General features: G+C 60.5%; 18 protein-coding genes and 1 pseudogene. 14 read left to right on the plus strand and 5 right to left on the minus strand.

The features are described 5' to 3' along the window. The 9 genes from algK (at window position 1) to ACEN9A_RS24730 (ending at window position 12,537) form a co-directional block, all read left to right on the plus strand. The gene (gene algK / locus ACEN9A_RS24690; protein ID WP_258671111.1) at window positions 1-1,425 is read left to right on the plus strand and encodes an alginate biosynthesis TPR repeat lipoprotein AlgK; all 1,425 of its coding nucleotides are present in this window, start codon (window positions 1-3) and stop codon (window positions 1,423-1,425) included. Then, window positions 1,422-2,909 (plus strand): alginate export family protein, encoded by a 1,488-nt coding sequence (locus tag ACEN9A_RS24695; protein WP_258671112.1) that lies wholly within the window; start codon window positions 1,422-1,424, stop codon window positions 2,907-2,909. Before algK ends, ACEN9A_RS24695 begins: the two co-directional genes overlap by 4 nt. A 26-nt stretch (window positions 2,910-2,935) precedes the next feature. Further along, window positions 2,936-4,537, plus strand: coding sequence for a mannuronan 5-epimerase AlgG (algG, locus tag ACEN9A_RS24700; RefSeq protein ID WP_258671113.1), 1,602 nt, complete (start codon window positions 2,936-2,938; stop codon window positions 4,535-4,537). 10 nt (window positions 4,538-4,547) lie between these two features. Further along, window positions 4,548-5,999, plus strand: coding sequence for an alginate O-acetyltransferase (locus ACEN9A_RS24705; RefSeq protein WP_258671114.1), 1,452 nt, complete (start codon window positions 4,548-4,550; stop codon window positions 5,997-5,999). A gap of 11 nt (window positions 6,000-6,010) precedes the next feature. Then, window positions 6,011-7,141 (plus strand): mannuronate-specific alginate lyase, encoded by a 1,131-nt coding sequence (locus ACEN9A_RS24710; protein ID WP_019647719.1) that lies wholly within the window; start codon window positions 6,011-6,013, stop codon window positions 7,139-7,141. 248 nt (window positions 7,142-7,389) lie between these two features. Further along, window positions 7,390-8,955, plus strand: a complete 1,566-nt coding sequence (locus ACEN9A_RS24715) for an MBOAT family O-acyltransferase (RefSeq protein WP_258671115.1) — start codon at window positions 7,390-7,392, stop codon at window positions 8,953-8,955. An 11-nt stretch (window positions 8,956-8,966) separates the two neighbouring features. Continuing rightward, entirely contained in the window at window positions 8,967-10,142 is a 1,176-nt protein-coding gene (locus ACEN9A_RS24720; protein WP_258671116.1) for an alginate O-acetyltransferase, read from the plus strand. Between the two features lie 15 nt (window positions 10,143-10,157). Continuing rightward, entirely contained in the window at window positions 10,158-10,826 is a 669-nt protein-coding gene (locus ACEN9A_RS24725) for an alginate O-acetyltransferase AlgF (RefSeq protein WP_258671117.1), read from the plus strand. 259 nt (window positions 10,827-11,085) lie between these two features. Further along, window positions 11,086-12,537 carry a mannose-1-phosphate guanylyltransferase/mannose-6-phosphate isomerase gene (locus ACEN9A_RS24730; RefSeq protein ID WP_019647715.1) on the plus strand — a complete coding sequence of 484 codons (1,452 nt, stop codon included), beginning with the start codon at window positions 11,086-11,088 and terminating at the stop codon, window positions 12,535-12,537. 82 nt (window positions 12,538-12,619) lie between these two features. Here ACEN9A_RS24730 and ACEN9A_RS24735 read toward each other — a convergent pair whose 3' ends face one another. Beyond that, window positions 12,620-15,484, minus strand: a complete 2,865-nt coding sequence (locus tag ACEN9A_RS24735; protein WP_258674214.1) for an RHS repeat domain-containing protein — start codon at window positions 15,482-15,484, stop codon at window positions 12,620-12,622. A gap of 180 nt (window positions 15,485-15,664) precedes the next feature. Here ACEN9A_RS24735 and ACEN9A_RS24740 point away from each other — a divergent pair, with 180 nt between their 5' ends. Genes ACEN9A_RS24740 through ACEN9A_RS24750 form a run of 3 tightly spaced genes read left to right on the plus strand, consistent with a single transcriptional unit; the run spans window position 15,665 to window position 17,432 of the window. Next, window positions 15,665-16,129, plus strand: a complete 465-nt coding sequence (locus tag ACEN9A_RS24740) for a hypothetical protein (RefSeq protein ID WP_007936330.1) — start codon at window positions 15,665-15,667, stop codon at window positions 16,127-16,129. A gap of 32 nt (window positions 16,130-16,161) precedes the next feature. Continuing rightward, a complete protein-coding gene (locus tag ACEN9A_RS24745; protein ID WP_258671118.1) occupies window positions 16,162-16,986 on the plus strand; it encodes an SDR family oxidoreductase in 825 nt (274 codons plus the stop codon). Window positions 16,987-17,033: 47 nt separating this feature from the next. After that, window positions 17,034-17,432, plus strand: a complete 399-nt coding sequence (locus ACEN9A_RS24750; RefSeq protein WP_258671119.1) for a DUF4440 domain-containing protein — start codon at window positions 17,034-17,036, stop codon at window positions 17,430-17,432. A gap of 162 nt (window positions 17,433-17,594) precedes the next feature. On the opposite strand, the gene ACEN9A_RS24755 is transcribed toward ACEN9A_RS24750, so the two are convergent. The 4 genes from ACEN9A_RS24755 to ACEN9A_RS24770 all read right to left on the minus strand — a co-directional run bounded on the left by ACEN9A_RS24755 (window position 17,595) and on the right by ACEN9A_RS24770 (window position 22,576). Beyond that, window positions 17,595-18,458, minus strand: coding sequence for an efflux RND transporter periplasmic adaptor subunit (locus ACEN9A_RS24755; RefSeq protein WP_019647710.1), 864 nt, complete (start codon window positions 18,456-18,458; stop codon window positions 17,595-17,597). 25 nt (window positions 18,459-18,483) lie between these two features. Next, window positions 18,484-18,684, minus strand: coding sequence for a DUF1656 domain-containing protein (locus ACEN9A_RS24760; RefSeq protein ID WP_258671120.1), 201 nt, complete (start codon window positions 18,682-18,684; stop codon window positions 18,484-18,486). Beyond that, window positions 18,674-20,866 carry an FUSC family protein gene (locus tag ACEN9A_RS24765; protein ID WP_019647709.1) on the minus strand — a complete coding sequence of 731 codons (2,193 nt, stop codon included), beginning with the start codon at window positions 20,864-20,866 and terminating at the stop codon, window positions 18,674-18,676. The genes ACEN9A_RS24760 and ACEN9A_RS24765 overlap by 11 nt, the downstream gene beginning before the upstream one ends. A gap of 210 nt (window positions 20,867-21,076) precedes the next feature. Beyond that, window positions 21,077-22,576: an efflux transporter outer membrane subunit gene (locus ACEN9A_RS24770; protein ID WP_019647708.1), complete on the minus strand. Its 1,500-nt coding sequence runs from the start codon at window positions 22,574-22,576 to the stop codon at window positions 21,077-21,079. Window positions 22,577-22,923: 347 nt separating this feature from the next. Between ACEN9A_RS24770 and ACEN9A_RS24775 the strand changes: the two genes are divergently transcribed. After that, window positions 22,924-23,892 carry a LysR family transcriptional regulator gene (locus tag ACEN9A_RS24775; protein ID WP_018927142.1) on the plus strand — a complete coding sequence of 323 codons (969 nt, stop codon included), beginning with the start codon at window positions 22,924-22,926 and terminating at the stop codon, window positions 23,890-23,892. Window positions 23,893-24,227: 335 nt separating this feature from the next. Next, window positions 24,228-24,579 (plus strand): annotated as a pseudogene (locus tag ACEN9A_RS24780) (DUF6124 family protein). The last annotated feature ends 233 nt before the right edge of the window (window positions 24,580-24,812 follow it).

Below are 24,812 nucleotides of genomic sequence, written 5' to 3' on the forward strand. Positions count from 1 at the left end.
ATGCCCGTGACGACTCCACAAATCCTCAGAACACCGCGCACCCACATAGGATCACTGTGTGCAGTTGCACTGGCCGTAAGCCTGGCCGGTTGCGCCGGCCTGCCCGACCAGCGCCTGGCCAATGAAGCCCTCAAGCGCGGTGATACCACGCTGGCGGCGCAGAACTATCAGCAACTGGCCGACCTGGGCTACAGCGAAGCCCAGGTTGGGCTGGCCGACATTCAGGTCGACAGCCGCGACCCGGCACAGATCAAAAAGGCCGAGGCGACTTACCGCGCCGCAGCCAGCGTCTCGCCGCGGGCTCAGGCTCGCCTGGGTCGCCTGCTGGTGGCCAAACCTGGCGCCACCGAAGCCGAACACCACGAAGCCGAGGCACTGTTGAAGAAAGCCGCGACCAATGGCGAAGGCAACACCCTGATCCCGTTGGCGATGCTGTATCTGCAATTCCCGCACAGCTTCCCCAACGTCAACGCACAGCAGCAGATCAGCCAATGGCGCGCCGAAGGCAAACCGGAAGCAGGTCTGGCCCAGGTGCTGCTCTATCGCACCCAAGGCACTTACGACCAACACCTGGATGACGTGGAAAAGATCTGCAAAGCGGCGTTGAACACCACCGACATCTGCTACGTCGAACTGGCCACGGTTTATCAGAAACGTGGCCAGCCCGAACAACAGGCCGAGCTGATCAAGCAGATGCAGGCCGCTCACAGCCGTGGCACCGTCTCCGCGCAACGGGTCGACAGCGTGGCCCGCGTGCTGGGCGACGCGAGCCTGGGCAAGACCGACGAAAAAACCGCTCAGTCGCTGCTCGAAGGCATCGCTCCGGGCTACCCGGCGTCCTGGGTCAGCCTGGCGCAATTGCTCTACGACTTCCCTGAACTGGGCGACGTCGACACGATGATGAAGTACCTGGACAACGGTCGCGCCGCCGACCAGTCGCGCGCCGAACTGTTGCTGGGCAAGCTCTACTACGAAGGCAAAATGGTGCCGGCCGACGCCAAGGTCGCCGAAGAGCACTTCAAGAAAGCCGTCGGCCGGGAAGTCGCCGCCGATTACTACCTCGGCCAGATTTACCGTCGCGGTTACCTGGGCAAGGTCTATCCGCAGAAAGCCCTGGATCACCTGCTGACCGCTGCACGCAACGGCCAGAACAGCGCCGATTTCGCCATCGCCCAACTGTTCTCCCAAGGCAAGGGCACCCGGCCCGACCCGGTCAACGCTTACGTCTTCAGCCAATTGGCCAAGGCTCAAGACACCCCGCAAGCCACTGAGCTTGCGCAAACACTCGAAGCGCAACTGCCGCCTGACCGGCTGGCCGAGGCCCAACGCCTGCTCAAACAAGAGCAAGCCATTCGTAGCACCGTGAGTCCGGACACGCTGGAACTGCACGCTTTGCAAGAAGAAGACGGCGAGGAATCCCTATGAAACTCAATCCATTCGTGCAGGCCGGTATTGGCCTGACATTCGCCCTGCTGTGGTCGTGCCCGACCCTGGCGGCCCTGACCGAAGACAAGAACTTCGGTCTCGAAGTCAAAGTTACCGGCCAGTCCGAAGACGACAGTGACCTGGGCACCGCCGGTGGCGGCGACGTTAACGGCGTCGGCCTCGACCTGCGCCCATGGGTCTATGGCGAAAGCGGCGCGTGGAGCGCCTACGCGATGGGTCAGGCCGTGACATCCACCGACATCATCGAAACCGACACCCTGCAGCAGTCCGACAACAGCGGCACCCAGACCACCGACAGCGGTGATCGCAAGACCAGGAAAAACTACCTGGCGATGCGCGAGTTCTGGGTCGGCTACAGCGGCCTCACGCCCTACCCTGGCGAGATCCTCAAGTTCGGTCGCCAACGCCTGCGCAACGACGACGGCCAATGGCGCGACACCAACATCGAAGCCCTGAACTGGACCTTCGACACCACCCTGTTGCGCGCCAACGTCGGTATCGCCGAACGTTTCAGCGAATACCGTACCGACCTGAAAGAACTGGCGCCCAAAGACAAGGATCGCCTGCACGCCTACGCCGATGCGGCGTATCAGTGGACACCCGGTAACTGGGTCGGCATTCGCGGTCATCACACCCACGATAACGGCAAGCTCGACTATCCGGAGCCGGGCGTGGCCGGCGATACCCTGGACAAGAAACAGAACGGCGACATCAGCTGGCTCGGCCTCACCGCCGACAGCGATGCCTATAACTGGCGCAACACCAACTCCGTCAATTACTGGGGCAGCATCACCGGCATGAGCGGCGACCGTGACACGGTCAACCCGCTGAATGCCGACGGCACTCGCCCGGCAGAAGCCAAGCGTGGCGAAGACCTGAACGGCTGGGCTACCGACGTGGGTGTGCGTCTGCGTCTCGACCCGCAGTGGCAAGTCGGTGCAGCCTATGCCCGCGCCAGCGCCGAGTACCAACAGAACGGCCTGGAAAGCAACCGCTCGAACTACACCGGTACTCGCTCGCGGGTTCACCGTTTCGGCGAAGCCTTCCGTGGCGAAATGAACAACATGCAGACCGCTACGTTGTTCGGCTCCTGGATGCTCAACGACGAATACGACGCCAGCCTGATCTATCACAAGTTCTGGCGTGTGGACGGCAACAAGCCGGTGGGCAACAACGGCATCAACGCTGTTGAAAACAACACCGACGACGCGACCGGCGCGATCCTCTCCAGCACCTCCCTGCCGCTGGAAGATGGCAACAAGGACCTCGGTCAGGAAATGGACCTGGTGGTCACCAAGTACTTCAAGCAAGGCCTGTTGCCGGCAGCGTTGAGCCAATCGATCGATGAGCCTTCGGCCCTGGTGCGGTTCCGTGGCGGTGTGTTCAAGCCCGGCGATGCCTATGGCAAAGAAGTCGACTCGTACATGCACCGTGCGTTTATCGACGTGATCTGGCGCTTCTGATGCAAACCGCGAAGGGAGTGCCCGACATGAACAGCGCCAAGAAAGGCTCGATCAGCCTGCTGGCCGGCGCGCTGCTGCTGGCCAGCGCAGCCGCCTTCGCCACCGTCGAACCGGCCAAGTCTGTGCACCAGCCTGAACAGCAGAGCAAATCGACGACCGTGGCCAAGGGGCTGCAACAGGCCAAGACCTACACCGTCAGCAGCGCGCCAACCGCGCCCCTGGACTTGGCCAAGCCGAAACTGCCGGACACTTCAGGCTACACCGCCGAAGCCATCGCCGCGAAAATCGTGCGCACCAAGCCCGGTAAGATCAGCGTGCGCCGGATGATGCAGGAAGACGCCTTGAAGGACTTCATCGGTGGCGACAACAAGATGGCCGAGTGGGTGGTGCGTCAGCACGGCATCCCGCAGGCGATCTTCGTCGACGACGGCTACATGAACCTCAAGGATCTGACCAAGAAGCTGCCCAAGCAGTACCTCAGCGAAACGTCGCCAGGTGTGTTCCTGGCGAAGTTGCCGATCGTGGTGGGCAGACACGGCATTCTGGAAATCGACAAACAGACCCAGGAACTGCGCCTGTCCCAGGAGGCCGGCTCGTTCCTGGTCAACGACGGTCAGCTGTTTGTGCGTGATACCAAGATCACCGGTTGGAGCGAGAAGGCCAACGGCCCGGCGGCCTTCTCGTCGCCCAAGGAATTCCGTCCGTTCCTGTTGTCCTGGGGCGGCACCGAGACCTACATCGCCAACAGCAAGATCGCCAGTTTCGGTTACGCCAACAGTAAGTCCTACGGCGTGAGTATTTCCCAGTACACGCCGAACATGGCCAAGGTGCTCAAGCGCCCTGAACCGACCGGCTGGATCGTCGGCTCCGAGTTCTCGGACATGTGGTACGGCTTCTACTGCTACGAAACCCGCGACTTCGTGGTCAAGGGCAACACCTACAAAGACAACATCGTCTACGGCATCGACCCCCATGACCGTTCCCACGGTCTGATCATCGCCGACAACACGGTGTACGGTACCAAGAAGAAGCACGGGATCATTATTTCCCGTGAGGTCAACGACAGCTTCATCTTCAACAACCGCAGCTACGACAACCACCTCTCGGGGCTGGTGATCGACCGTAACAGCGTGAACAACCTGATCGCCTACAACGAGATCTACAAGAACCACACCGACGGCATCACCCTCTACGAGAGTGCCGACAACCTGCTGTGGGGCAACCAGGTGATCAGCAACCGACGCCACGGCATCCGTATTCGTAACAGCGTGAACATTCGCCTGTACGAAAACGTCTCGATGGCCAACGGCCTGACCGGTGTCTACGGGCACATCAAAGACCTGAGCGACACCGACCGGGACATCAAGCTCGACCCGTTCGATGCCGAAGTGTCGCTGATCGTGGTCGGTGGTGAACTGGCTGCCAACGGCAGCGGACCGCTGTCGATCGACTCGCCGCTGAGCGTGGAGTTGTATCGCGTGTCGATGCTCGCACCGACCAAAACCAGCGGCATCAGCTTCTCGGGAATTCTCGGCGAGCGTCAGGATGAAATTCTCGACCTGCTGGTGCGCCAGCAGAAAGCCGTGCTGATCGACCCTGTCGAACGCCAGACCGAAATGCGGGACTGAGGATAATTTTATGCACCCACACTTGATCAAATTACTCAGCCTGTCGGCCCTGACCGCGGGTATTCTCGCGGCCAGCACTGGCGTGCGTGCCGAAGACGCCAAGGCACCGAGCTTCAGCGCCGAGCCGTGCTGCAGCCTGTGCCCGGCAGCCCACGACCCGAAGAACTACACCACCCGCTATCAGCAGAACTTCACCACGCTGGTGCAGGCCCAGGGCGACTGGCTGTTCCGTACCCAAGAAGACTTGCGCACCGAATTCGATACCACGCCCGCCGGTTACAAACGCATGAAGCAGCTGCACGATGCGTTCAAGAGCAAAGGCGTGGAGCTGGTCATCGTTTACCAGCCGACCCGTGGCCTGGTGAACCGCAACAAGCTGAACCCGGAAGAAAAAGCCAAATACGATTTCGACAAGGCCCTGACCAACTACAAAACCATGCTCGGGCGCTTCGCGCAGATGGGCTACGTAGTGCCGGACCTGTCGCCGCTGACCAACGAATCGCTGCCCGATACCCTGCCGGCCCACGATTTCTATTTCCGCGGCGACCAGCACTGGACGCCGTATGGCGCCCAGCGTACCGCGAAGATCGTCGCCGAGAAGGTCAAGCAGTTGCCGGTCTTCGCCGACATTCCCAAGCGTGAATTCGAGACCCATAAGTCGGGTCGCATGGGCAAGACCGGAACGTTGCACAACATGGCGGGTCAACTCTGTGGCACCAGCTACGCGATCCAGTACATGGATCAGTTCACCACCGAGCCCAAGGGCGAAGCGGCGGATGGCGATCTGTTCGGTGAATCCGGCAACCCGCAAATCACCCTGGTCGGCACCAGCCACAGCGGCAAGAACTACAACTTCGCCGGTTTCCTCGAAGAGGCCATCGGCGCCGACATCCTCAACGTGGCATTCCCCGGCGGTGGCCTGGAAGGTTCGATGCTGCAGTACCTGGGCAGCGAAGAGTTCCAGACCAAGCCACCGAAGATTCTCATCTGGGAGTTCTCGCCGCTTTATCGCCTCGACCAGGAAACCATCTACCGCCAGATGATGGCGCTGCTCGACAACGGTTGCGAAGGCAAGGATGCACAGATGAGCGGCAGCGCCGCACTGAAGCCGGGCAAAAACGAACTGATGGTCAACAGCAAGAACCTGGACCTGCGCAACAGCGACCACCAGGTCGACATCCGCTTCGCCGATACGTCGGTGAAAACCTTGCATGCCACCCTCTGGTACATGAATGGGCGTCATGAGGACATCAAGATCGAGAAACCGGAAACCTCCGAGACCGACGGGCGTTTCGCCTTCGAGTTGCGCACGGACGAAGACTGGGCCTCGCAGAATCTGCTGGCCGTAGAAGTCCAGGGGCCTGAAACACCAGGCGCCGCGCCACAGAAAGTCGAAGCGAAAATCTGCAAACGCAACGTGTTCTCCGGCACCGGGCAGCGTACTGCTCAAGCCGGGCAATGAGGCTACCTCTTATGAACTGCATGCAAACCCGAACTTTGAAACAGTTACTCGCGCCCTCTCTACTGGCTCTGGCGATGTTCGCTGGCGCCACCCAGGCCGCCGCGCCACTGCACCCGCCCCAGGGTTACTTCGCGCCTGTGGATAAATTCAAGACCGGCGACAAGAGCGAAGGCTGCGACGCAATGCCGACGCCGTACACCGGCGCCCTGCAGTTTCGCAGCAAATACGAAGGCTCCGACAAGTCCCGTTCGACCCTGAACGAAGCATCGGAAAAAGCCTTCCGCGACACCACCGCCGACATCACCAAGATCGAGCGCGGCACCAGCAAGCGAGTGATGCAGTTCATGCGTGACGGTCGCCCGGAACAACTGGAATGCACCCTCGACTGGTTGACCGCCTGGGCCAAGGCCGATGCGTTGATGTCCAGGGACTTCAACCACACCGGCAAGTCCATGCGCAAATGGGCGCTGGGCAGCATGGCGTCGTCCTATATCCGCCTGAAATTCTCTGACTCGCACCCACTGGCCACCCACCAGGAAGAGGCGCAAGTGATTGAAGCCTGGTTCAGCAAAATGGCCGATCAGGTGGTCAGCGATTGGGACAACCTGCCGCTCGAACAGACCAACAACCACTCGTATTGGGCGGCCTGGTCGGTGATGGCCACGTCGGTCGCCACCAACCGCCGCGACCTGTTCGACTGGGCCGTGAAGGAATTCAAGGTCGGTGCCAATCAAATCGATGCCCAAGGCTTCCTGCCTAACGAACTCAAGCGCCAGCAACGCGCCCTCGCCTACCACAACTATGCCCTGCCGCCGCTGGCGATGATCGCCAGTTTCGCCCAGGCCAACGGTGTGGATTTGCGTCAGGAAAATAACGGCGCCTTGAAACGCCTGGGTGATCGCGTACTCGCGGGTGTGCAAGACCCGGATCAATTCGAGAAGAAGAACGGCAAGGATCAGGACATGACCGATCTCAAGATCGACTCGAAATTCGCCTGGCTCGAACCGTTCTGCTCGCTCTACACCTGCGCGCCGAATGTGCTGGAACTCAAGCACAAGATGCAGCCGTTCAAGTCGTTCCGCCTCGGCGGGGACTTGACCAAGGTCTATGACCCGGCCAATGAAAAAGGCAAAGGTTCTTAAAGCTGACTGTATTCCCCTGTGGCGAGGGAGCTTGCTCCCGCTCGGCTGCGAAGCAGTCGTAACCCAGTGAACGCGGATTGATTGAGACACCGCGTCATCAGGTTTCAGGGGCGCTTCGCACCCCAGCGGGAGCAAGCTCCCTCGCCACAGGTAAGTGCACAGCATGCAATACAACCACCCCGGATTTTCGTGGGGGGTTTGGGGGGGCCGTTGGCCCTTGACTGTTGGTTAAACATGGAGAGATCGGGATGGTATTTTCATCCAACGTGTTCCTGTTTCTGTTCTTGCCGATCTTTCTCGGCTTGTACTACTTGAGCGGGCAACGCTATCGCAACTTGCTGCTGCTGATCGCCAGCTACGTGTTCTACGCCTGGTGGCGTGTGGACTTCCTTGCGCTGTTCGCAGCGGTCACGGTGTGGAACTACTGGATCGGCCTGAAAGTTGGCGCCGCCGGGGTCCGGACCAAACCGGCCCAGCGCTGGCTGCTGCTCGGCGTCGCGGTGGACTTGTGCATCCTGGGCTACTTCAAGTACGCCAACTTCGGCGTGGAGAGCATCAACGCGATGATGACCTCGGTCGGTCTGTCGCCGTTCATCCTGACCCACGTGCTGTTGCCGATCGGGATCTCGTTCTACATCTTCGAGTCCATCAGCTACATCATCGACGTCTACCGCGGCGATACCCCGGCCACCCGCAACCTGATCGACTTTGCCGCATTCGTAGCGATCTTCCCGCACTTGATCGCGGGCCCCGTGCTGCGTTTCCGCGACCTGGCCGACCAGTTCAACAACCGCACCCACACCCTCGACAAGTTCTCCGAAGGTGCCACGCGGTTCATGCAGGGTTTCATCAAGAAGGTGTTCATCGCCGACACCCTGGCTGTGGTCGCCGACCATTGCTTCGCCTTGCAGAACCCGACCACGGGCGATGCCTGGCTCGGCGCCCTGGCCTACACCGCACAGCTGTACTTCGACTTCTCCGGCTACAGCGACATGGCGATTGGCCTGGGCTTGATGATGGGTTTCCGCTTCATGGAAAACTTCAAACAGCCGTACGTCAGCCAGTCGATCACCGAGTTCTGGCGGCGCTGGCACATCAGCCTCTCCACCTGGCTGCGTGACTACCTGTACATCACCCTCGGCGGTAACCGTAAAGGCACGCTGATGACCTATCGCAACCTGTTCCTGACCATGCTGCTCGGTGGTCTGTGGCACGGCGCGAACATCACCTACATCGTCTGGGGCGCCTGGCACGGCATGTGGCTGGCAATCGAAAAAGCCATCGGCCTGAACACCTCGCCGCGCAGCTTCAACCCGATCCGCTGGGTCCTGACCTTCCTGCTGGTGGTGATGGGCTGGGTGATCTTCCGCGCCGAGAACCTGCACGTCGCCGGTCGCATGTACGGCGCAATGTTCAGCTTCGGCGAATGGTCGCTGTCGGAACTCAACCAGGCCAGCCTCACCGGTCTGCAAGTGGCAACCCTGGTGGTGGCTTACGTGACCCTGGCGTTCTTCGGCCTGCGTGATTTCTACACCAACCAGCCGCCAGTCAAGACCAAGCCTGCGGTGAACATCGAAACCGACGGCCCGGCCGCGGCGACACCTGGAATGATCAAAGCCGTACCGGGTGACAACCCGGCCAGCATCCACGAGCCGGGTTACACCGTCGGCGTTGAAGCGACTGTGCAACCGGCCTATTGGACCGCCGACTGGTCCCGTTACGTGATGCGCGCCCTGGTACTGCTGCTGTTCATTGCCTCGATTCTCAAACTCTCGGCGCAAAGCTTTTCGCCGTTCCTTTACTTCCAGTTCTGAGGGATCTGACCATGACCCGCTCATTACGCATCTTCTACATCGCGCTGTTCCTGGTGACCTTGCTGGTCCTGGGCGTGTGGTCGGTACGCAGCTTCTTCGGCTTCAGTACCAACGCCGATGCCACCGTGCTCAACGGGCGCTGGACCAAAGCCGTCGAGACGCACTATGACGACGAGTTCCCGATCAAGCGCCTGGGCACCAACCTTTGGGCCGCGCTGGATTTCAAACTGTTCAACGAAGGTCGTCCGGGCGTGGTGCTCGGTCGCGATCAGTGGCTCTACAGCGATGAAGAGTTCCACCCGATCGTCAACGAAGAGTTGAACCTGCAAGGCAACTACGCGCTGGTCGAAGGCGTGCGCCAGGAACTGAAAAAGCGAGGCGTGCAACTGGTGATGGCGATTGTTCCGGCCAAGACGCGTCTGTACCCGGAACACCTGGGTGAAGTGAAGCCGGCGAGTATCCACGCCAATCTGTACAAGGACTTCCACGCTCGCGTGGCGGCCGACAAGATCCTCGCCCCTGACCTGCTCGGCCCGCTGCAACAAGCCAAGCACGACGGTCAGCAAGTGTTCCTGCGCACCGACACCCACTGGACCCCGGAAGGCGCACAAGTCGCTGCCCAGACCCTGGCCAAAACCATTGCCGACAAGGCTCCGCTCAGCGGCGAACCGCAAAACTTCGTCACTGAACCGGCGGAGAAGGTGACGCACAAGGGCGACCTGCGGTTGTTCCTGCCGCTGGACCCGCTGTTCGAGAACATGATGCCGGCGCCAGAACCTTTGCAGAAGCGCAACACCGTGGCAGCCCAGGATCAACCTGCCGGTGATGATGCGTTGTTTGCCAACACGGAAGTGCCGGTGGCCCTGATCGGCACCAGCTACAGCGCCAACCCAAACTGGAACTTCGTCGGTGCGCTGAAAGAAGCGCTGCACAGCGACGTGGTCAATTACGCCGAAGACGGCCACGGCCCGATTCTGCCGATGCTCAGCTACCTGAAAAGCGATGCCTTCAAGAACAGCCCGCCACAAGTGCTGATCTGGGAATTCCCTGAACGATATCTGCCTGTGAACAACGAAATCGGTGACGCCGACCCGCAGTGGGTCGCAGAGCTTAAACAAGCCGGCGCGCGCCAACAAAACGTAGCTGTAAACACCAAATCCGAGACGCCCGACCGGGCGCAAAACTGAAAGAGAGGTACACCCATGACTTTCACTACTACTCCTCGCCGTCTCGCCGCTCGCTCCTTAAAAGCAGTCGCCCTCGTCGCCGGCATGAGCGTGCTCTCGATGCAGGCCTTCGCCGCGGGTGACGCCGCCCTCTACGGCCCTGTCGCGCCAAAAGGCTCCAGCTTCGTGCGGGTCTACAACGCCGGTAACGCTGAAGTCAGCGCCACAGTCGGCACCACCAACCTGAACGAAGTCGCGCCGCTGTCCAGCACTGACTTCAGCTTCATGCCGGGCGGCGACTACAGCGCCAAGATCGGCAGCCAGACCCTGCCGGTGAAACTGGCCGGTGATCACTATTACACCCTGGTCAACAACGCCAGCGGCGCACCGCAACTGATCGAAGAGCCGCCGTTCAAGAACAAGCAGAAATCCCTGGTGCGCGTGCAGAACCTCAGCGACAAGGCCCTGACCCTGAAAACCGCCGACGGCAAGACCGATGTGGTGCCGAACGTGGCCGCCAAGGGCCGTGGCGAGCGTGAAATCAACCCGGTGAAAGTCAGCCTGGCGCTGTACGAAGGCGACAAGAAAGTCGGCGACGTGAAGCCGGTTGCCCTGGAGCGCGGTGAAGCGGCGGTGCTGTACGTCACCGGCAACGGCAGCAACCTGTCGCCAGTCTGGGTCAAGCGCCCGGTGTCGACGCGCTGATTAATTCATCAGGACGGTGATCACCCTGTAGCAGCTGGCGAAGCCTGCGTCCGACTGCGAAGCAGTCGCAATCCAAGCAACTCGGTCTTTCTGAATGACCGCATTGACGGGATTCACGACGACTACGTCGCCGAACGCAGCCTCGCAGGCTCGGCAGCTGCTACAGAATCGGTGAGCCGATCTGATTACGGAACAAAAACAAGAGTGAAACGACAGAACGTTCGTGGCTCTAACCAATCGATTTTAAAGGAGTAACAACATGATTCCGGTGATCTTGTCAGGTGGTAGCGGCTCACGTCTTTGGCCGCTTTCGCGTAAGCAATTCCCCAAGCAATTCCTCGCCCTGACCGGCGAACACACGCTGTTCCAGCAAACCCTGGAACGCCTGGTGTTCGAAGGCATGGACACTCCGATCGTGGTCTGCAACAAGGAACACCGTTTCATCGTCAACGAGCAGTTGAACGCCCGCAACCTGGATGTGCAGCGCGTGCTGATGGAGCCCTTCGGCCGCAACACCTCGCCAGCCGTGGCCCTGACCGCGATGATGCTGGTCAATGAAGGTCGCGACGAGTTGATGCTGGTGCTGCCGGCCGACCACGTGCTGGAAGACCAGAAAGCCCTGCAACGCGCCCTGGCCCTGGCCACCGTGGCGGCCGAGCGTGGCGAGATGGTGCTGTTCGGCGTGCCGGCGACCAAACCGGAAACCGGTTACGGCTACATCAAGTCCACCAACGATGCCCTGCTGCCGGAAGGCGTCAGCCGTGTCTCGCACTTCGTCGAAAAACCCGACGTGAAACGCGCCACCGAGTTCGTCCAGTCCGGCGGTTATTTCTGGAACAGCGGTATGTTCCTGTTCCGCGCCAGCCGCTTCCTTGAAGAGCTTAAAAAACATGATCCGGACATCTACGACACCTGCGTACTGACGCTGGAACGTAGCGCGCAGGATGCCGACACCGTCGATATCGACCCTGCTACCTTCGCCTGCTGCCCGGACAATTCCATCGACTATTCGGTGATGGAGAAGACCCAGCGCGCCTGCGTCGTGCCTCTGACCGCGGGCTGGAGCGATGTCGGTTGCTGGTCGTCGCTGTGGGAAGTCAATGAAAAAGACGCCAACGGCAACGTCACCAAAGGCGACGTGGTCATCCAGGACAGCAAAAACTGCATGATCCATGGCAACGGCAAACTGGTGTCGGTGATCGGCCTGGAAAACATCGTGGTGGTCGAAACCAAGGACGCCATGATGATTGTCCACAAGGACAAGGTCCAAGGCGTCAAACAGATGGTCAACACCCTTAACGAACAGGGCCGCAGCGAAACCCAGACCCACTGCGAAGTCTATCGTCCGTGGGGCTCCTACGACTCGGTGGACATGGGCGGTCGTTTCCAGGTCAAGCGCATCTCGGTCAAACCGGGTGCGTGCCTGTCGTTGCAGATGCACCACCACCGCGCCGAACACTGGATCGTGGTCAGCGGCACCGCTGAAGTGACCTGCGACGAAAACGTGTTCCTGCTCACTGAAAACCAGTCGACCTACATCCCGATCGCCTCGGTTCACCGTCTGCGCAACCCAGGCAAGATTCCACTCGAGATCATCGAAGTGCAATCGGGCAGCTACCTGGGCGAAGACGATATCGAGCGGTTTGAAGATATCTACGGTCGCTCCACCCCGATCGAGCGCGGCGTGTCGGTGAAAACCATCGCGCAGTGATTGACCGGTAAAACAAAAAGCCCCCGTCCAGCCCGCTGCGTTCCCTATCCGCAGTGGGTTGGGTGGGGGCTTTTCTTTTGTGTCAGTGGAATGCTCCTTGCCGAGCGGGAGCTGACCTGGACGTCCCATTGAGTGATTGTCGTCTTCCGGCGTAAGGCTTGGGCGCGACAAGTTCAATGAAGTCCTGGTTTCGGTTCAGCACCTGAACCACTTCCTGCGTCTGCATCGAGAGCTCAGCGATTGTTTCGAAGGTTTGCGGATCCGAACTACCGGAGTCCGCGAATTCATTTTTGATCGCCTGCATCCTGAACTCCAGCATATCGATCACTGCCGGCGTCACCTCATAAGTCTCACTCAACGATGACGCGTTCACCCCCTTCGATGCCTGGTAAAACTCCTCGCCTGTCTTGATCAGCCCTGGGGCTTGCGATCCCAGCTTCTCACCGACCATTTCGACAATCTTGTCTGTCACCGCGGTGCGAATTTTTTTCCCCAGTCGCGCTCGTCCTTCACTCGTACGCGGATCATTTGCCGCCAGCTCAAGCTTTACCATTGCAAGGCTGAGTTGTTTTTTCGGCTCAACGCTCTCAATCAGCGCCTTGGGGTTCATTTCATTGCCCTTGAAGTTGATCGGGCGATCCAGCTCAAAGGTGTCCACCATTTTGGAAATCAACGCATCCGCAGCCTTCGCGCCGGCTTTCGCTCCTAGCTGGCCTCCCAACGCTGAACCTCCCGGCCCAAGCAACCCACCCAAGGCGGAGCCCCCCGCAGCGCCCACTGCCTGTGCGCCAGCGCTGACAGCATTGCTGCCAAGCTGAGTGACTACCCGCCTGCCCAGGGCTTGAAACCGATGCCGCGCATAAACGTGGTTAAGCATCGAATTTCTGAGATCGGAAGTCGTCGTCGCCACCGATGTCAATAAGGCTCGTTGTTTTTCCAGGCTGCTGTTCAACCCTGCCGCTTCAGTCTTGCCTCCTCCGTCATTGTCGACATATGTCATGGGTGAGTTACCGACCATGCAGTACAGATTCGGTCCGTCGATGAAGCCCTTGGGATCCGGATTCAACCAACGTTGTAACCACGGGATGTAATAGCGATAACCGAAGTAACACAGTCCGGTCGCATCCCGTTCCTTGCCCGAGTAACGAATGGTTTTATAACTGACCTCGATCACATCATCCCCAGCCAGGCAGGCCGTCTCGCCGAACGGGTAAAAGGTTTCCCGGCTGATGATGCGTGCATCAGCAGCCAGCTCCAGGCTGGTCGAGCCCAAATGATCGGTAAAGCCATATCGATACTGGTTGTTTGTTCCCGAAGGCGGGGGGCTCTCCCAGTGCAATACCCGAACGCTGTTGAGTCCGGCCTGGGCAATGATGACCTGCAAGATCTCTCCCGTGCCGTTATCGGTGCGCAGCTCCAGCCCCCGCAAGTAACGCACTTGCGCGACAACGGTCCGCACGCTGGTCTGCAACGAGCGGACTTTACGTACGCGCTGGCCACCGCCATCGCAGTGATACGACTCCCGGTCATGGCGTCCGGAGACGCGCGCCACCGGGCTGACCGATTGCAGCTGGTTGCGCAGATCCCACGTCAGAAAGCGCCCCTGATCCAGTTCCAGCAAATTGCCGCTGGCATCAAATGCAGCGGCGATTTCTCCTTCGGTCGGCGGCACGTCGTTGCGCCAGGGCAAGCAGCGATTGCTGTACCGCGCGGCTTTCAGCTCGCGTCCGTGGTTTTGCGCGCCGACGTGGGTCAGCGTCAGTAGATTGCCGCCCGCGTCATGGCAATAGCTCTGATGGTAATTGCTGACCGCTGCCGGATCAGTACGACCGACTGAATCCGGCCCCTGAGTAGGGCCGCCCGCCTCCCAGCCAAAGGCTTCGATCAACTGGTACAGGCTGTCGTAGATGAAGCGATTGATCGGGTCGATGCGTTGATTGGCGAAGTAGCGCACCGGCAGGGCCTTGTCTTCGATACTCAGCACATTGCCCATTCGGTCATAGATATAGAGCAGGTGTTGCAGCAAACCGACTCGCTCACTGTACGCCCGTCGCTCCATCAGCCGACCATCCTCGGGGCAATACGTGAGCGTTGTTTGCACTGCGTTACCCGCCACTTCTCGTACGGTCTGACCCTCGGCGTTGTAATCGATTTCGCCGACCAGCGTTTGCCATGAGGATTGCCCCGCCAGCTTAAGGGCACTGTGGCGTAACCGGCCATCAAGCGTGAGACTAAAGCTCTGGCAGTTCTGCCTGGCATCGACCGTTTCCAGCACATCCCCCAGCGCCCCGTAACGCCCCGTCGAAACGGCGCCCTCGCCCGGTTCGAGCAGTTTTTGTCGATCGGCTATCGGCTCAGGCCAATTCGGTGCAACGGCTTCCAGCGTGAACTGCTGAACGTGCCTTGTGCAGTGGCCCGTGATTGCAAACGCCGCAAACAACACTGTGCCTCCGGGGCTATCCTGGCGAATCAACCGCCCGCATTGGTTGCGATCCCGATTGCCGTGATCGGCACGACCATATTCCATACGCTCGGCACAATGTGGTGGCTGCGTGGCGAGATGCTCAAACACCGCCACGGGACGAAGCAGGTCGTCGTAATCAACCTCGCGTCGTACAGCGCGACTGTCCCAGCCTTGCAGCATTTCATTGGCCAGACCAAGAAGACTGATCTGTGAGCCGGCATCGACACTGACCGTAAATACCGGATTACCGGACAGAGAATGTACCGCCGTGAGATTGGCAGGGGTCGAAGAGTCGTCCTTTTGCAACGCCCATAGCCGCGGGTCCCACTGTTCTACCGCAAAACCCGCGGCATCGTGGAAGGTGCGATTGATGCGCGCCAGCGCAGTGGCGCTTTCGTCTGTGCGCCAATAATCAACCGAACAAATCGGCAGCCCCCGCGGGTCAATGACGGACAATCGTGGGGTTTTATAGTGCCGTCCCATTGTCGAAGCCTGCATCCGGTTCGTCCCTGTTCGCCTGTGGTTATCTAACCGCTCGTGGTCAGGGCTGGCTACTGTCAGAAATTACAGTACCGACCAGCGGTACAACCCCTTGCTCACCGAATATCCATTCTCGTGTCCCTTCGGTAGGATGGTGGTTATCCGTTCAAGGAGCGTTCAAACATGTTCATCGGCGTCCTGCTGGTCATCACCTGGCTGATCCTGCTGCTGCGCTACCCGGCCAAGGCCGTGCCGGTTTCCGTGGCGGCCGCTGTCGGATTGGGTCTGGTGGCGACATGGGTGTTCTGGATGGACAATCGCGAGATCAAGCAACTGGCACGCCTTGAGCTACGCATCACTTACGCACCCGAGCACTGTCCCGCAGACCGGCCGTTGAAGTTGACGATGAACAACGGTAACGACGTGCCACTGACCGAGTTGCGCTGGCGCATCGCGGCGTATGCGCCGGGCGATACGGTGAACCTGGCCGACAATCAATACGCCGCACCACGTTATCGCGGCCCCGGTGAATTGCAGGCCGGCGGCAATTGGGAAGACTGCTTGCCACTACCGCCCCTGCGCCCCGGTTACCGCCCGCAAACCCTGGAGTTTCGCGCCGAACGGTTGCAGGGTAGTTTCTCCGACTGATCCCCCTTTTTCTTTTGCACAAGGACCGCGCCATGCCTGTTGCGTTGATTACCGGTTGTTCCAGCGGCATTGGCCGTGCCCTCGCCGATGCCTTCAAAAGTGCCGGTTACAAAGTCTGGGCCAGCGCTCGCAAGGCTGAAGACGTGGCGGCGCTGACAGCCGCCGGTTTCACCGCCGTGCAACTGGATGTCAACGATGGCCCGGCACTCGAACAGTTGAGCGAACGAATCAACCAGCAGCATGGCGGCCTCGATGTGCTGATCAACAATGCCGGTTACGGCGCCATGGGGCCACTGCTCGATGGCGGCGTGCCGGCCATGCAGCGCCAGTTCGAAACCAACGTGTTTGCGATTGTCGGCGTCACTCGCGCGATGTTCCCGGTACTGCGTCGCGCCCGGGGGCTGGTGGTAAATATCGGCAGCGTTTCCGGGGTTCTGGTCACGCCGTTTGCCGGTGCCTACTGCGCCTCGAAAGCCGCCGTGCATGCCTTGAGCGATGCGTTACGCATGGAGCTGGCGCCGTTTGGTGTACGAGTCATGGAAGTCCAACCGGGCGCCATCCAATCCAGCTTCGCGAAGAATGCCGGCCACGAAGCCGAGCAACTGATCACCGAACAATCACCGTGGTTTCCACTGCGTGAAGGTATTCGTGCACGGGCCAAGGCCTCTCAAGACAAGCCGACACCGGCCAGTGAATTTGCCGCCGGTTTGCTCAAGGCTGTGCAGCAAAGCAAACCACCGCGTCTGGTGCGTTTGGGTAACGGCAGCCGGGCGTTGCCGTTGATGGCGGGGTTGTTGCCCAAGGGATTGCTGGAGTCGGGGTTGATGAAGCGGTTCGGGTTACGCGGGCAGCTCTGAGACCGCGAAGGCGTCAGAACATACTTTTCAGACTTTCAGGAAACAGCATGACCGACTACACCGAATACTTTGACGAAGTGATCCAGGCCCACGTAGCCATCGAGCAATGGTTGGCCGAGGAGCGAGACGAGGCCGAGCTTGAACAATTGCTGACGCGTTTTTCACCGCAGTTTTCCATGGTCTCGCCGTTGGGCCGGGTACTGGATTTCGAGGCGTTGAATGAATTGTTTCTACTCGCGGGCGGGAAGAAGCTCGGGTTCAGGATTGAGCTCAGCGAGTTGCGAGGTGTCGCGCTGTATGACGGTGGCGCAGTGGTCAGTTACCGCGAACAGCAGACCGATGCGACGGGGCTGCATTCTGATCGACGGTCCTCGGTGGTGTTTGAAAAACAGGCCGACGGCAAGGTGATTTGGCGGCATTTGCATGAGACGTTTTGCCAGGGCTGAAACCGTTCCCTTGTGGCGAGGGGGCTTGCCCCCGTTCGGCGGCGCAGCCGTCGCAAGGCTGATTCCGCGGTGTGTCTGACCGTACCGGTTTGCAGATTTTTGGGGGCTGCTGCGCAGCCCAACGGGGCGGTGCGGCGTTCCGACAAGCCCCCTCGCCACAGGTCATTTGCCAGCCGGGGGGTTCACCACCACCGTACACGTAATCCCCGCCGCCAACAGCACACCCTCCGGCACTTCATCAATGTGAATCCTTACTGGCACCCGCTGCGCCAGACGCACCCAGTTAAAGGTCGGATTCACATCAGCGATCAGCTCGCGGCTTTCCGGGTTATCGCGGTCGTAGATGCCGCGAGAAATACTTTCCACATGGCCCTTGAGCACTTCGCCACTCATCAATTGCATGTCGGCTTTATCGCCCACGCGAACATGCGGCAGTTTGGTTTCTTCGAAGAAGCCATACACCCAGAACGAATTCATGTCGACCACCGCCATTTTCGCTTCGCCGATGCGCGCATAGTCACCGCGATGGACGTTGAGGTTGGTGACGTAGCCGTCCACCGCCGCACGCACTTCGGTGCGTTGGAGGTTCAGTTCGGCGGCTTCCAGTTGCGCTTGTGCGTTCTGGTAATCGGCCAGGGCCGAGTCGGCGATGTTGCTGGCGTCGTCGCGGTTTTCCCTGGAGATCACCAGGTTGTCGAGGTCGGCGCGGCGATGGGCGTTGACCTTGCGCATCTCCCACGTGGCCTTGCGCGAGGCCACCAGGCTCTGCGCCTGTTTCACCGCGAGGCGGTAGTGCTCGGGGTCGATACGCATCAGCAGGTCGCCCTTTTTCACCAACTGGTTGTCGCGCACCGGCACCTCCACCACCTCACCGGTCACGTCGGCGGCGACGTTGATGATGTCGGCGCGCACCCGGCCGTCACGGGTCCAGGGCGTGTTCATGTAATGCACCCACAAGGTCCGGCCGATCCACAGGGCAAGGGCCAGCACCAGCAGGGTCGCGAGCAGGCTGAAAAGCTTTTTCATCAAGGCCTTCTTCAGTGATAGAGAGTCAACGGTAGACAGTCAGCGCCAGGGCGCCGAACAGACAGGTAAACAGGCTCAGGCGCAGCAGCGCCGGGTGCCAGAAGAAACGGTACAGATCGAACCCGGACAAGAATCGGTCAAGGGCCCAGGCCAGCGCCGCCGCAATGAAAAACATCAGGGTCATGGTCGGCACGTACACGCCGTGGAAGGCGATTTCACGAGGCATGTTCAAGTCCTTGGGGCTTGGCAGTGGTGTATGAGGCCAGCGGCGATTGCGGGTCGAGCAACGAGGTGCGGATGAAGTGCAGGTAGCTCTTCACCCGGCGCAAGGCAGAGGTATCGAAGTGTGGCGCGAAGGGTTCGTCGGTGGCCTGCACGCGTCCGATCGCGTGGTCGACGGCGACCAGCGCCCGCTCCAGATTGCTCTGGCCCGGTTGCAGAAACAGCCGCACCAGCGAACGGCCCATCACCCGGATGGACTGGCGCCACGGCTGGGATTCGGCATATGCCGGGTGCACCGGCAGAATCGCTTGTTCCTTACGCAGTTCGATAATCGCGTGGCCGACTTCCAGCACCACCAGCATCCAGCGCAACAAGTCCCGCTGCACCTGCGGCTGCCCTGCGGCGAGGCCATAAGCCTGATGCAGCAAGTCCCGCGTGCGACTTTCAAAACTCGACGCCAGGCCTTTGAGTTTGCCGCTGATGGCGTACACCACTTGCCCGCGCAAGTCCTGCTCCAGCCGCCGCCACAGCCAGCGGCTGTTGGGCGGCAGAATGATTGCCCCGGCCGCCGCGCACACCAGCATGCCCATGACCATGGCGATGTAGTCGTTGATGAAGGCGTAAGGGTTGTAGACCGTAAGGTTGTCCGGCACGGAACCTGTGCTGAAGAAGATCAGCAACCCCAGGCCGACACCGGCGTATTGCGGCCGAGAAGTGAGGAACGAGCCGAGCACGATCACCGGCGCGAGCATCACGCAGAGCAACGGAAAGCCGTCGATCCAGGGGAAGATGAAAAACATCTCGACGAAGCCGATCAGCGCCCCGAGCAAGGTCCCGCAGGCCATCTGAAAGGCCATTCGCTTGGGGTTCGGCGTCGCCGCTGAAAGGCCGACGGTGGCGGCGGCGATCAGGGTCATGGTCGCCCCGCTCGGCCACGCGGTGGCCACCCAATAGCTGCCGAGCACCACAAGGATGAACGCTGCGCGAATCCCCGATGCCGCCGAGGCCAGCCAGTTGGTTTGCGGGGTGAAGGGCTCGTCCCAACGCTCCCGTTCGTGGCTGTGATCGGCCAGGGACGCGTGGGTCTGTGCATAACTGTGCAAGTCGTCGACGAAGCGATAAAGCAGTTCGTAGGCGGTGTGAAAATCCAACTGCTCGGCGTCGCTCGGATCGCTCTCCTGAAAGCTCGCCCGCAGCTTGCGCACCCGCGCCGGCAAGTTGTCCTTATAGGTCGCCAAGGCGCTGGCCAGGCGAGCGGCATCAGGGCTGGTCAACGCACGGCCGCTGAAACCGTCGAGCACTTCGGCCAGGTCCTGCAACCCTGGTTTGATCGCCGCGACAACATGATCGGCGCCGCTGCCGCGCAAGCGTTCGAGCAACTGATGCAGGGCATTGAAGCGTGTGGTGACGCCCATGAACTCGCTGTTCAAACGACTGAGCCGCCCGTTGCGTCGACGCATGTGCGGGTCTTCGAACACCGTGACGCTGCGCAGTCCTTCCAGGCCCACCGCCTCGGCGATGAACCGAACGTTGCTTGCTTCAAACGCTTCGCGCCGACTGCGACCGCGCAAGCCATCAGTGACGAACAACGCGAACACACCGAAGCGCTGATACAACGCATTGCGCATCGCCGCACTGGCGGTTTGCGGCAGGATCGCGGCGCTGACCAGCGTCGAGCAGAGAATCCCCAGGGAGATTTCCAGCACTCGCCAGACCGCAGCCATGAATGCGCCGTCCGGGTGAGCCAGAGCGGGCAGCCCAACCATCGCCGCCGTGTAACCGGCGAGCACAAATCCATAGGCGCGGAAGTTGCGACAACGCGCTGCGCCAGCCGTGCACAGGCCGACCCAGATCGCCAGCGAGCCGAGGAACAGTTCGGTGTTCTGCGCGAACAAGGCAATCAGCGCGACCATCACCGCCGACCCGGCCAACGTGCCGAGGAAGCGATAGAAACTCTTGGCGAACACCTGGCCGCTTTGCGGCTGCATGACGATGAACACGGTAATCATCGCGGTGCGCGGTTGCGGCAATTCAAGACGCATGGCCAGCCACAGCGTGAGGAACGCGGCGATCAGCACCTTGAAAATGTAGACCCAGGTCACGCCGTCGCTGCGCGCCCAGTCGAAGAAACCCCGGCGCCATTCAAGGGAATACAGCCAGCGCAAGGGTGCGGGCAAGGGAGTCATGAAATTTTGCTCAATGGTCTAGGGCTTGAGGAACTGTGGCGAGGGGGCTTGCCCCCGTTGGGCTGCGCAGCAGCCCCAAAACCTGCCATCGCATTTTCTCAGACACACCGCATTCACAGACTTGGCGACTGCTGCGCAGCCGAACGGGGGCAAGCCCCCTCGCCACAGAGCTCCCTCGCCACAAATGTGGGAGTGCCTGAAATGTCGGGCTCACTTCAAAAGGCTCGGGGTTTTCGGGGGCTGGGTTTTCTCGGCACTCGGGACGTCGTCGCCCGCATCGAGTCCGCCGCCGAGCGCCGTCACCAACTCCGCATGAGCACTCAACCGCGCAGCCTGAACCTGCTGCTGCACTTGCTGTTGCTTGAACAGCAAGGTCTGCGCATTGAGTACGTTGAGGTAATCGGTGAGCCCACGTTGATAGGCGATCATCGCGATGTCGTAAGTCTTCTGCGCCGTGGCCACCGATTCGGCGGCGAACGTTTGCTGCTTGTCCATCGACTCGCGGCGGATCAACTGATCGGAGATGTTCTTCAGCGCATTGACCAGCGTCTGGTTGTACTTGGCCACGGCGATGTCATACCCGGCCGAGGCTTCACCCAACTCCGCACGCAAGCGGCCGCCGTCGAAAATCGGCAGCGAGATCGCAGGTCCCACGCTGTAGTTGAGCTTCTTGCCGGTCAGGAACTCCAACGCACCGCCACCGGTGGCCATGTAGCCGAGGCTACCGACCAGATCGACGTTGGGATAGAAGCCTGCGTGAGCGACATCGATGCCCCGCGCCTGGGCCGCCACTTGCCAGCGACTGGCAACCACGTCCGGGCGTTGCCCGAGCAATTGCGCCGGCAACGATGACGGTAACTTCAGCGCCGCCCCCAGCGACAGCGTCGGCCGTTGCAACTGTGCGCCCTCCCCCGGGCCCTTACCGGCCAAGGCCGCGAGCTGGTTACGGCTGAGGGCGATTTCTTCGTCCAGCGCATCGAGTTGGCGATGGGTTTCCGGTAACGGCGTTTCAGCCTGGCTGACTTCGAAATGTGTGCCGATGCCACCGTCCAGACGCTTTTGCGCCAGGTCGAGGATTTGCTGTTGTTGCTTCAAGGTCGCGGCAACGATGTCTCTCTGCGCGTAATGCAACGAGAGTTCGATGTAGGCGCGCACGATGTTGTTCTGCAGTTCGAGCTGGGCCTGCCGTGCTTCGGCGGCGCTCATGTGAGCCATGTCCACCGCTTGCTCGGTGGCGTTGCTTTCGCGGCCCCAGAGGTCGAGGGCATAGCTGAAGCCCAGCGCGGCGTTGTTGTCCCAAGTGGTGGTGTTGGCCAACTCACCGGGGCCGTAGAACTGATCGGTGGGCCAGTTGTGGCGCTTGAGAGTCGATTGGCCATTAATCTGCAACGACTCGGCGGACTCGGCAATACCCGCCATGGACCGGGCCTGACGCACCCGTGCGGCGGCCATGGCCATGTTCGGACTGTCTTGCAGGGCAAGGGAGATCCAGCGGTTCAGTTGCGGGTCGCCGTAGGCTTGCCACCATTGGGCGGTGGGCCAGTGAGCGTCCCGGGCGGCGCTCTGGATGGCTTCGTCGGTGGCCAATGAATTGGCCTCCAGTGCCTTGCCTTGTGGGGCAATACCCGCGGTTGCGATGCAGCCGCTGATTGCCAGGGTTAAAGCCAAAACACTGAGCGTCTTGAGCGCTCTGTTGATGCGACGCGGCACTGCTGCGATTTCCTGAAAGGGAGAAATACAAGATCTGGTAGGAGCGAGGCTTATGTGGCGAGGGGGCTTGCCCCCGTTCGGCTGCAAAGCAGTCGTAAATCGGTCACCCGCATTCTGATTGAAGAACGCGGTGACTGGTTTTAGGGGCGCTTCGCGACCCAACGGGGGCAAGCCCCCTCGCCACACAGACCCGCTCCAACAATGGCGCAATTCTAGGGGGCGGTCTGAATGGCGATAAGTCGGGATTCCTGTGAATCTTTGTTACCGTTAACGAGATAATCCCTTGGTCGGGGTCTCAGTCCCTGAAACTTCGTGTCACAATTTGCCATCCGCCAAGAGAGCACCCCATGGACACTTTGCAAAACATGCGCGCCTTCAGTTACGTGGCCGAGGCCGGCAGCTTCACCGCCGCCGCCGTACAACTGGACACCACCACGGCCAATGTCTCGCGCGCGGTCTCCAACCTGGAAGCCCACCTGCAAACCCGCCTGCTCAACCGCACCACCCGGCGCATTGCCCTGACCGAAGCGGGCAAGCGCTATCTGTTGCGCTGCGAGCAGATCCTGGCCTATGTCGAAGAAGCCGAAGCCGAGGCCAGCGACGCCCACGCGCGCCCGGCCGGGCAACTCAAGGTGCACACCATGACCGGCATCGGTCAGCACTTCGTGATCGACGCCATCGCTCGCTACCGCAAGACCCACCCGGACGTGACCTTTGACCTGACCATGGCCAACCGTGTGCCGGACTTGCTCGACGAGGGCTACGACGTGTCCATCGTGCTCGCCAGCGAACTGCCCGACTCGGGCTTCGTCTCCCAGCGTTTGGGCATCACCTACAGCATCGTTTGCGCATCGCCCGCCTATGTAAAAGCCAACGGCTGCGCGCAGAAGCCCAGCGATTTGCTCAATCACATGTGCTTGCGCCTGGTGAGCCCGGTGATCCCACTGGAAAAGTGGGCTTTCGATGGCCCCGAAGGCCAGGAAATGGTCACCATCAACAGCTCACCGTTCTTGGTGAACTCCGCTGACGCGATGAAGACAGCGATCACCAGTGGCATGGGGGTTGGTGTGTTGCCGGTGTATGCGGCGATTGAAGGCTTGCGCAACGGTACGCTGGTGCGGGTGATGCCAAAGTACCGCTCGCAGGAATTGAACCTGTATGCGATTTACCCGTCGCGGCAGTATCTGGACGCGAAGATCAAGACGTGGGTCGAGTATTTGCGCGGGTCGTTGCCGGAGATTTTGGCGGCGCATCAGGCGGAGTTGGCGGCGTATGAATTGAGCGGCAGCTTGGGTGGGGCTCGGCTGGCGAACTGATTTCACGGTCCTACAGACGCGGTGGTTTTTGGGGAGGTTTCCGACAAGTTCTGGCGGTTGTTGCGTCGGAAGCGAAGTGGGTAGGCTTTGTGGGTCGCTGCAAAATCAGCGATCAGGTCTGGAAAACCTGGCGAACACTGACCACACCCCATGGCATACTGCGGCGCTTTTTACTGCACGCAATCCTTGTTATGGCGGCTGTGCGCGGGAGACCTTCGGGTCTGCCGGGTTTTGGTGGGTGTTCCGGTTTTTCCAGTCCGCGCACAGCTGCCACCCTTTCGTCTGGAAAACGAAAGATGGCAGTTCCACTTCATCTGCCAATGAGTAACTTCCGCATGATTAAAGAAACACCGAACCCTCCGGAAACCGACGACGTTTCCCCCTACGAATCTCTCGATTCGAAAAAACTCCACGACGCCGCCGAGCGCGCGCTCGACCACTACCTCAAGCCACCACCCAAACAACCCGAAGGCCGCAAGCCCAGCAGGATGTTCATGGTCGCGCCGGACATGGATAACGAAAGCCTGCTCCTCGGCCAGCGTCATGACCAGCGACATCGCCGCCTATGTCGACGCCCCGCAGCGGCATACGCTCCTGGCGATCCAGCAAGTCATCATGCTGGCCGAACTGGCGGTGAACCGAGTGCTGGATAACGTCGACGTACCGAAACCTGCACCACACAGCTGATCCATTGTGGGAGCAAGACTGTGGCGAGGGGGCTTGCCCCCGTTGGGCTGCGTAGCAGCCCCAAAATCTCTGATGTACCAAAGATCTTGTGAGTGCTACGCACTCAAACGGGGGCAAGCCCCCTCGCCACAGGTCGCTCCCACAATTTTGAATGGGGTACCCCCCGGGCAATCCGAGCACTCGCATAATGTCCGCGAAGAATGTTAGCTTGCTTGGCAATCTCCACGCCCGAC

The sequence above is a fragment of the Pseudomonas sp. Pseusp18 genome (assembly GCF_059506005.1).

Bases quoted from the DNA above. Each gene is read 5' to 3' on its own strand.
- algK (WP_258671111.1), top strand. From the start codon at position 1: ATGCCCGTGACGACTCCACAAATCCTCAGAACACCGCGCACCCACATA.
- ACEN9A_RS24695 (WP_258671112.1), top strand. From the start codon at position 1,422: ATGAAACTCAATCCATTCGTGCAGGCCGGTATTGGCCTGACATTCGCC.
- algG (WP_258671113.1), top strand. From the start codon at position 2,936: ATGAACAGCGCCAAGAAAGGCTCGATCAGCCTGCTGGCCGGCGCGCTG.
- ACEN9A_RS24705 (WP_258671114.1), top strand. From the start codon at position 4,548: ATGCACCCACACTTGATCAAATTACTCAGCCTGTCGGCCCTGACCGCG.
- ACEN9A_RS24710 (WP_019647719.1), top strand. From the start codon at position 6,011: ATGAACTGCATGCAAACCCGAACTTTGAAACAGTTACTCGCGCCCTCT.
- ACEN9A_RS24715 (WP_258671115.1), top strand. From the start codon at position 7,390: ATGGTATTTTCATCCAACGTGTTCCTGTTTCTGTTCTTGCCGATCTTT.
- ACEN9A_RS24720 (WP_258671116.1), top strand. From the start codon at position 8,967: ATGACCCGCTCATTACGCATCTTCTACATCGCGCTGTTCCTGGTGACC.
- ACEN9A_RS24725 (WP_258671117.1), top strand. From the start codon at position 10,158: ATGACTTTCACTACTACTCCTCGCCGTCTCGCCGCTCGCTCCTTAAAA.
- ACEN9A_RS24730 (WP_019647715.1), top strand. From the start codon at position 11,086: ATGATTCCGGTGATCTTGTCAGGTGGTAGCGGCTCACGTCTTTGGCCG.
- ACEN9A_RS24735 (WP_258674214.1), bottom strand. From the start codon at position 15,484: ATGGGACGGCACTATAAAACCCCACGATTGTCCGTCATTGACCCGCGG.
- ACEN9A_RS24740 (WP_007936330.1), top strand. From the start codon at position 15,665: ATGTTCATCGGCGTCCTGCTGGTCATCACCTGGCTGATCCTGCTGCTG.
- ACEN9A_RS24745 (WP_258671118.1), top strand. From the start codon at position 16,162: ATGCCTGTTGCGTTGATTACCGGTTGTTCCAGCGGCATTGGCCGTGCC.
- ACEN9A_RS24750 (WP_258671119.1), top strand. From the start codon at position 17,034: ATGACCGACTACACCGAATACTTTGACGAAGTGATCCAGGCCCACGTA.
- ACEN9A_RS24755 (WP_019647710.1), bottom strand. From the start codon at position 18,458: ATGAAAAAGCTTTTCAGCCTGCTCGCGACCCTGCTGGTGCTGGCCCTT.
- ACEN9A_RS24760 (WP_258671120.1), bottom strand. From the start codon at position 18,684: ATGCCTCGTGAAATCGCCTTCCACGGCGTGTACGTGCCGACCATGACC.
- ACEN9A_RS24765 (WP_019647709.1), bottom strand. From the start codon at position 20,866: ATGACTCCCTTGCCCGCACCCTTGCGCTGGCTGTATTCCCTTGAATGG.
- ACEN9A_RS24775 (WP_018927142.1), top strand. From the start codon at position 22,924: ATGGACACTTTGCAAAACATGCGCGCCTTCAGTTACGTGGCCGAGGCC.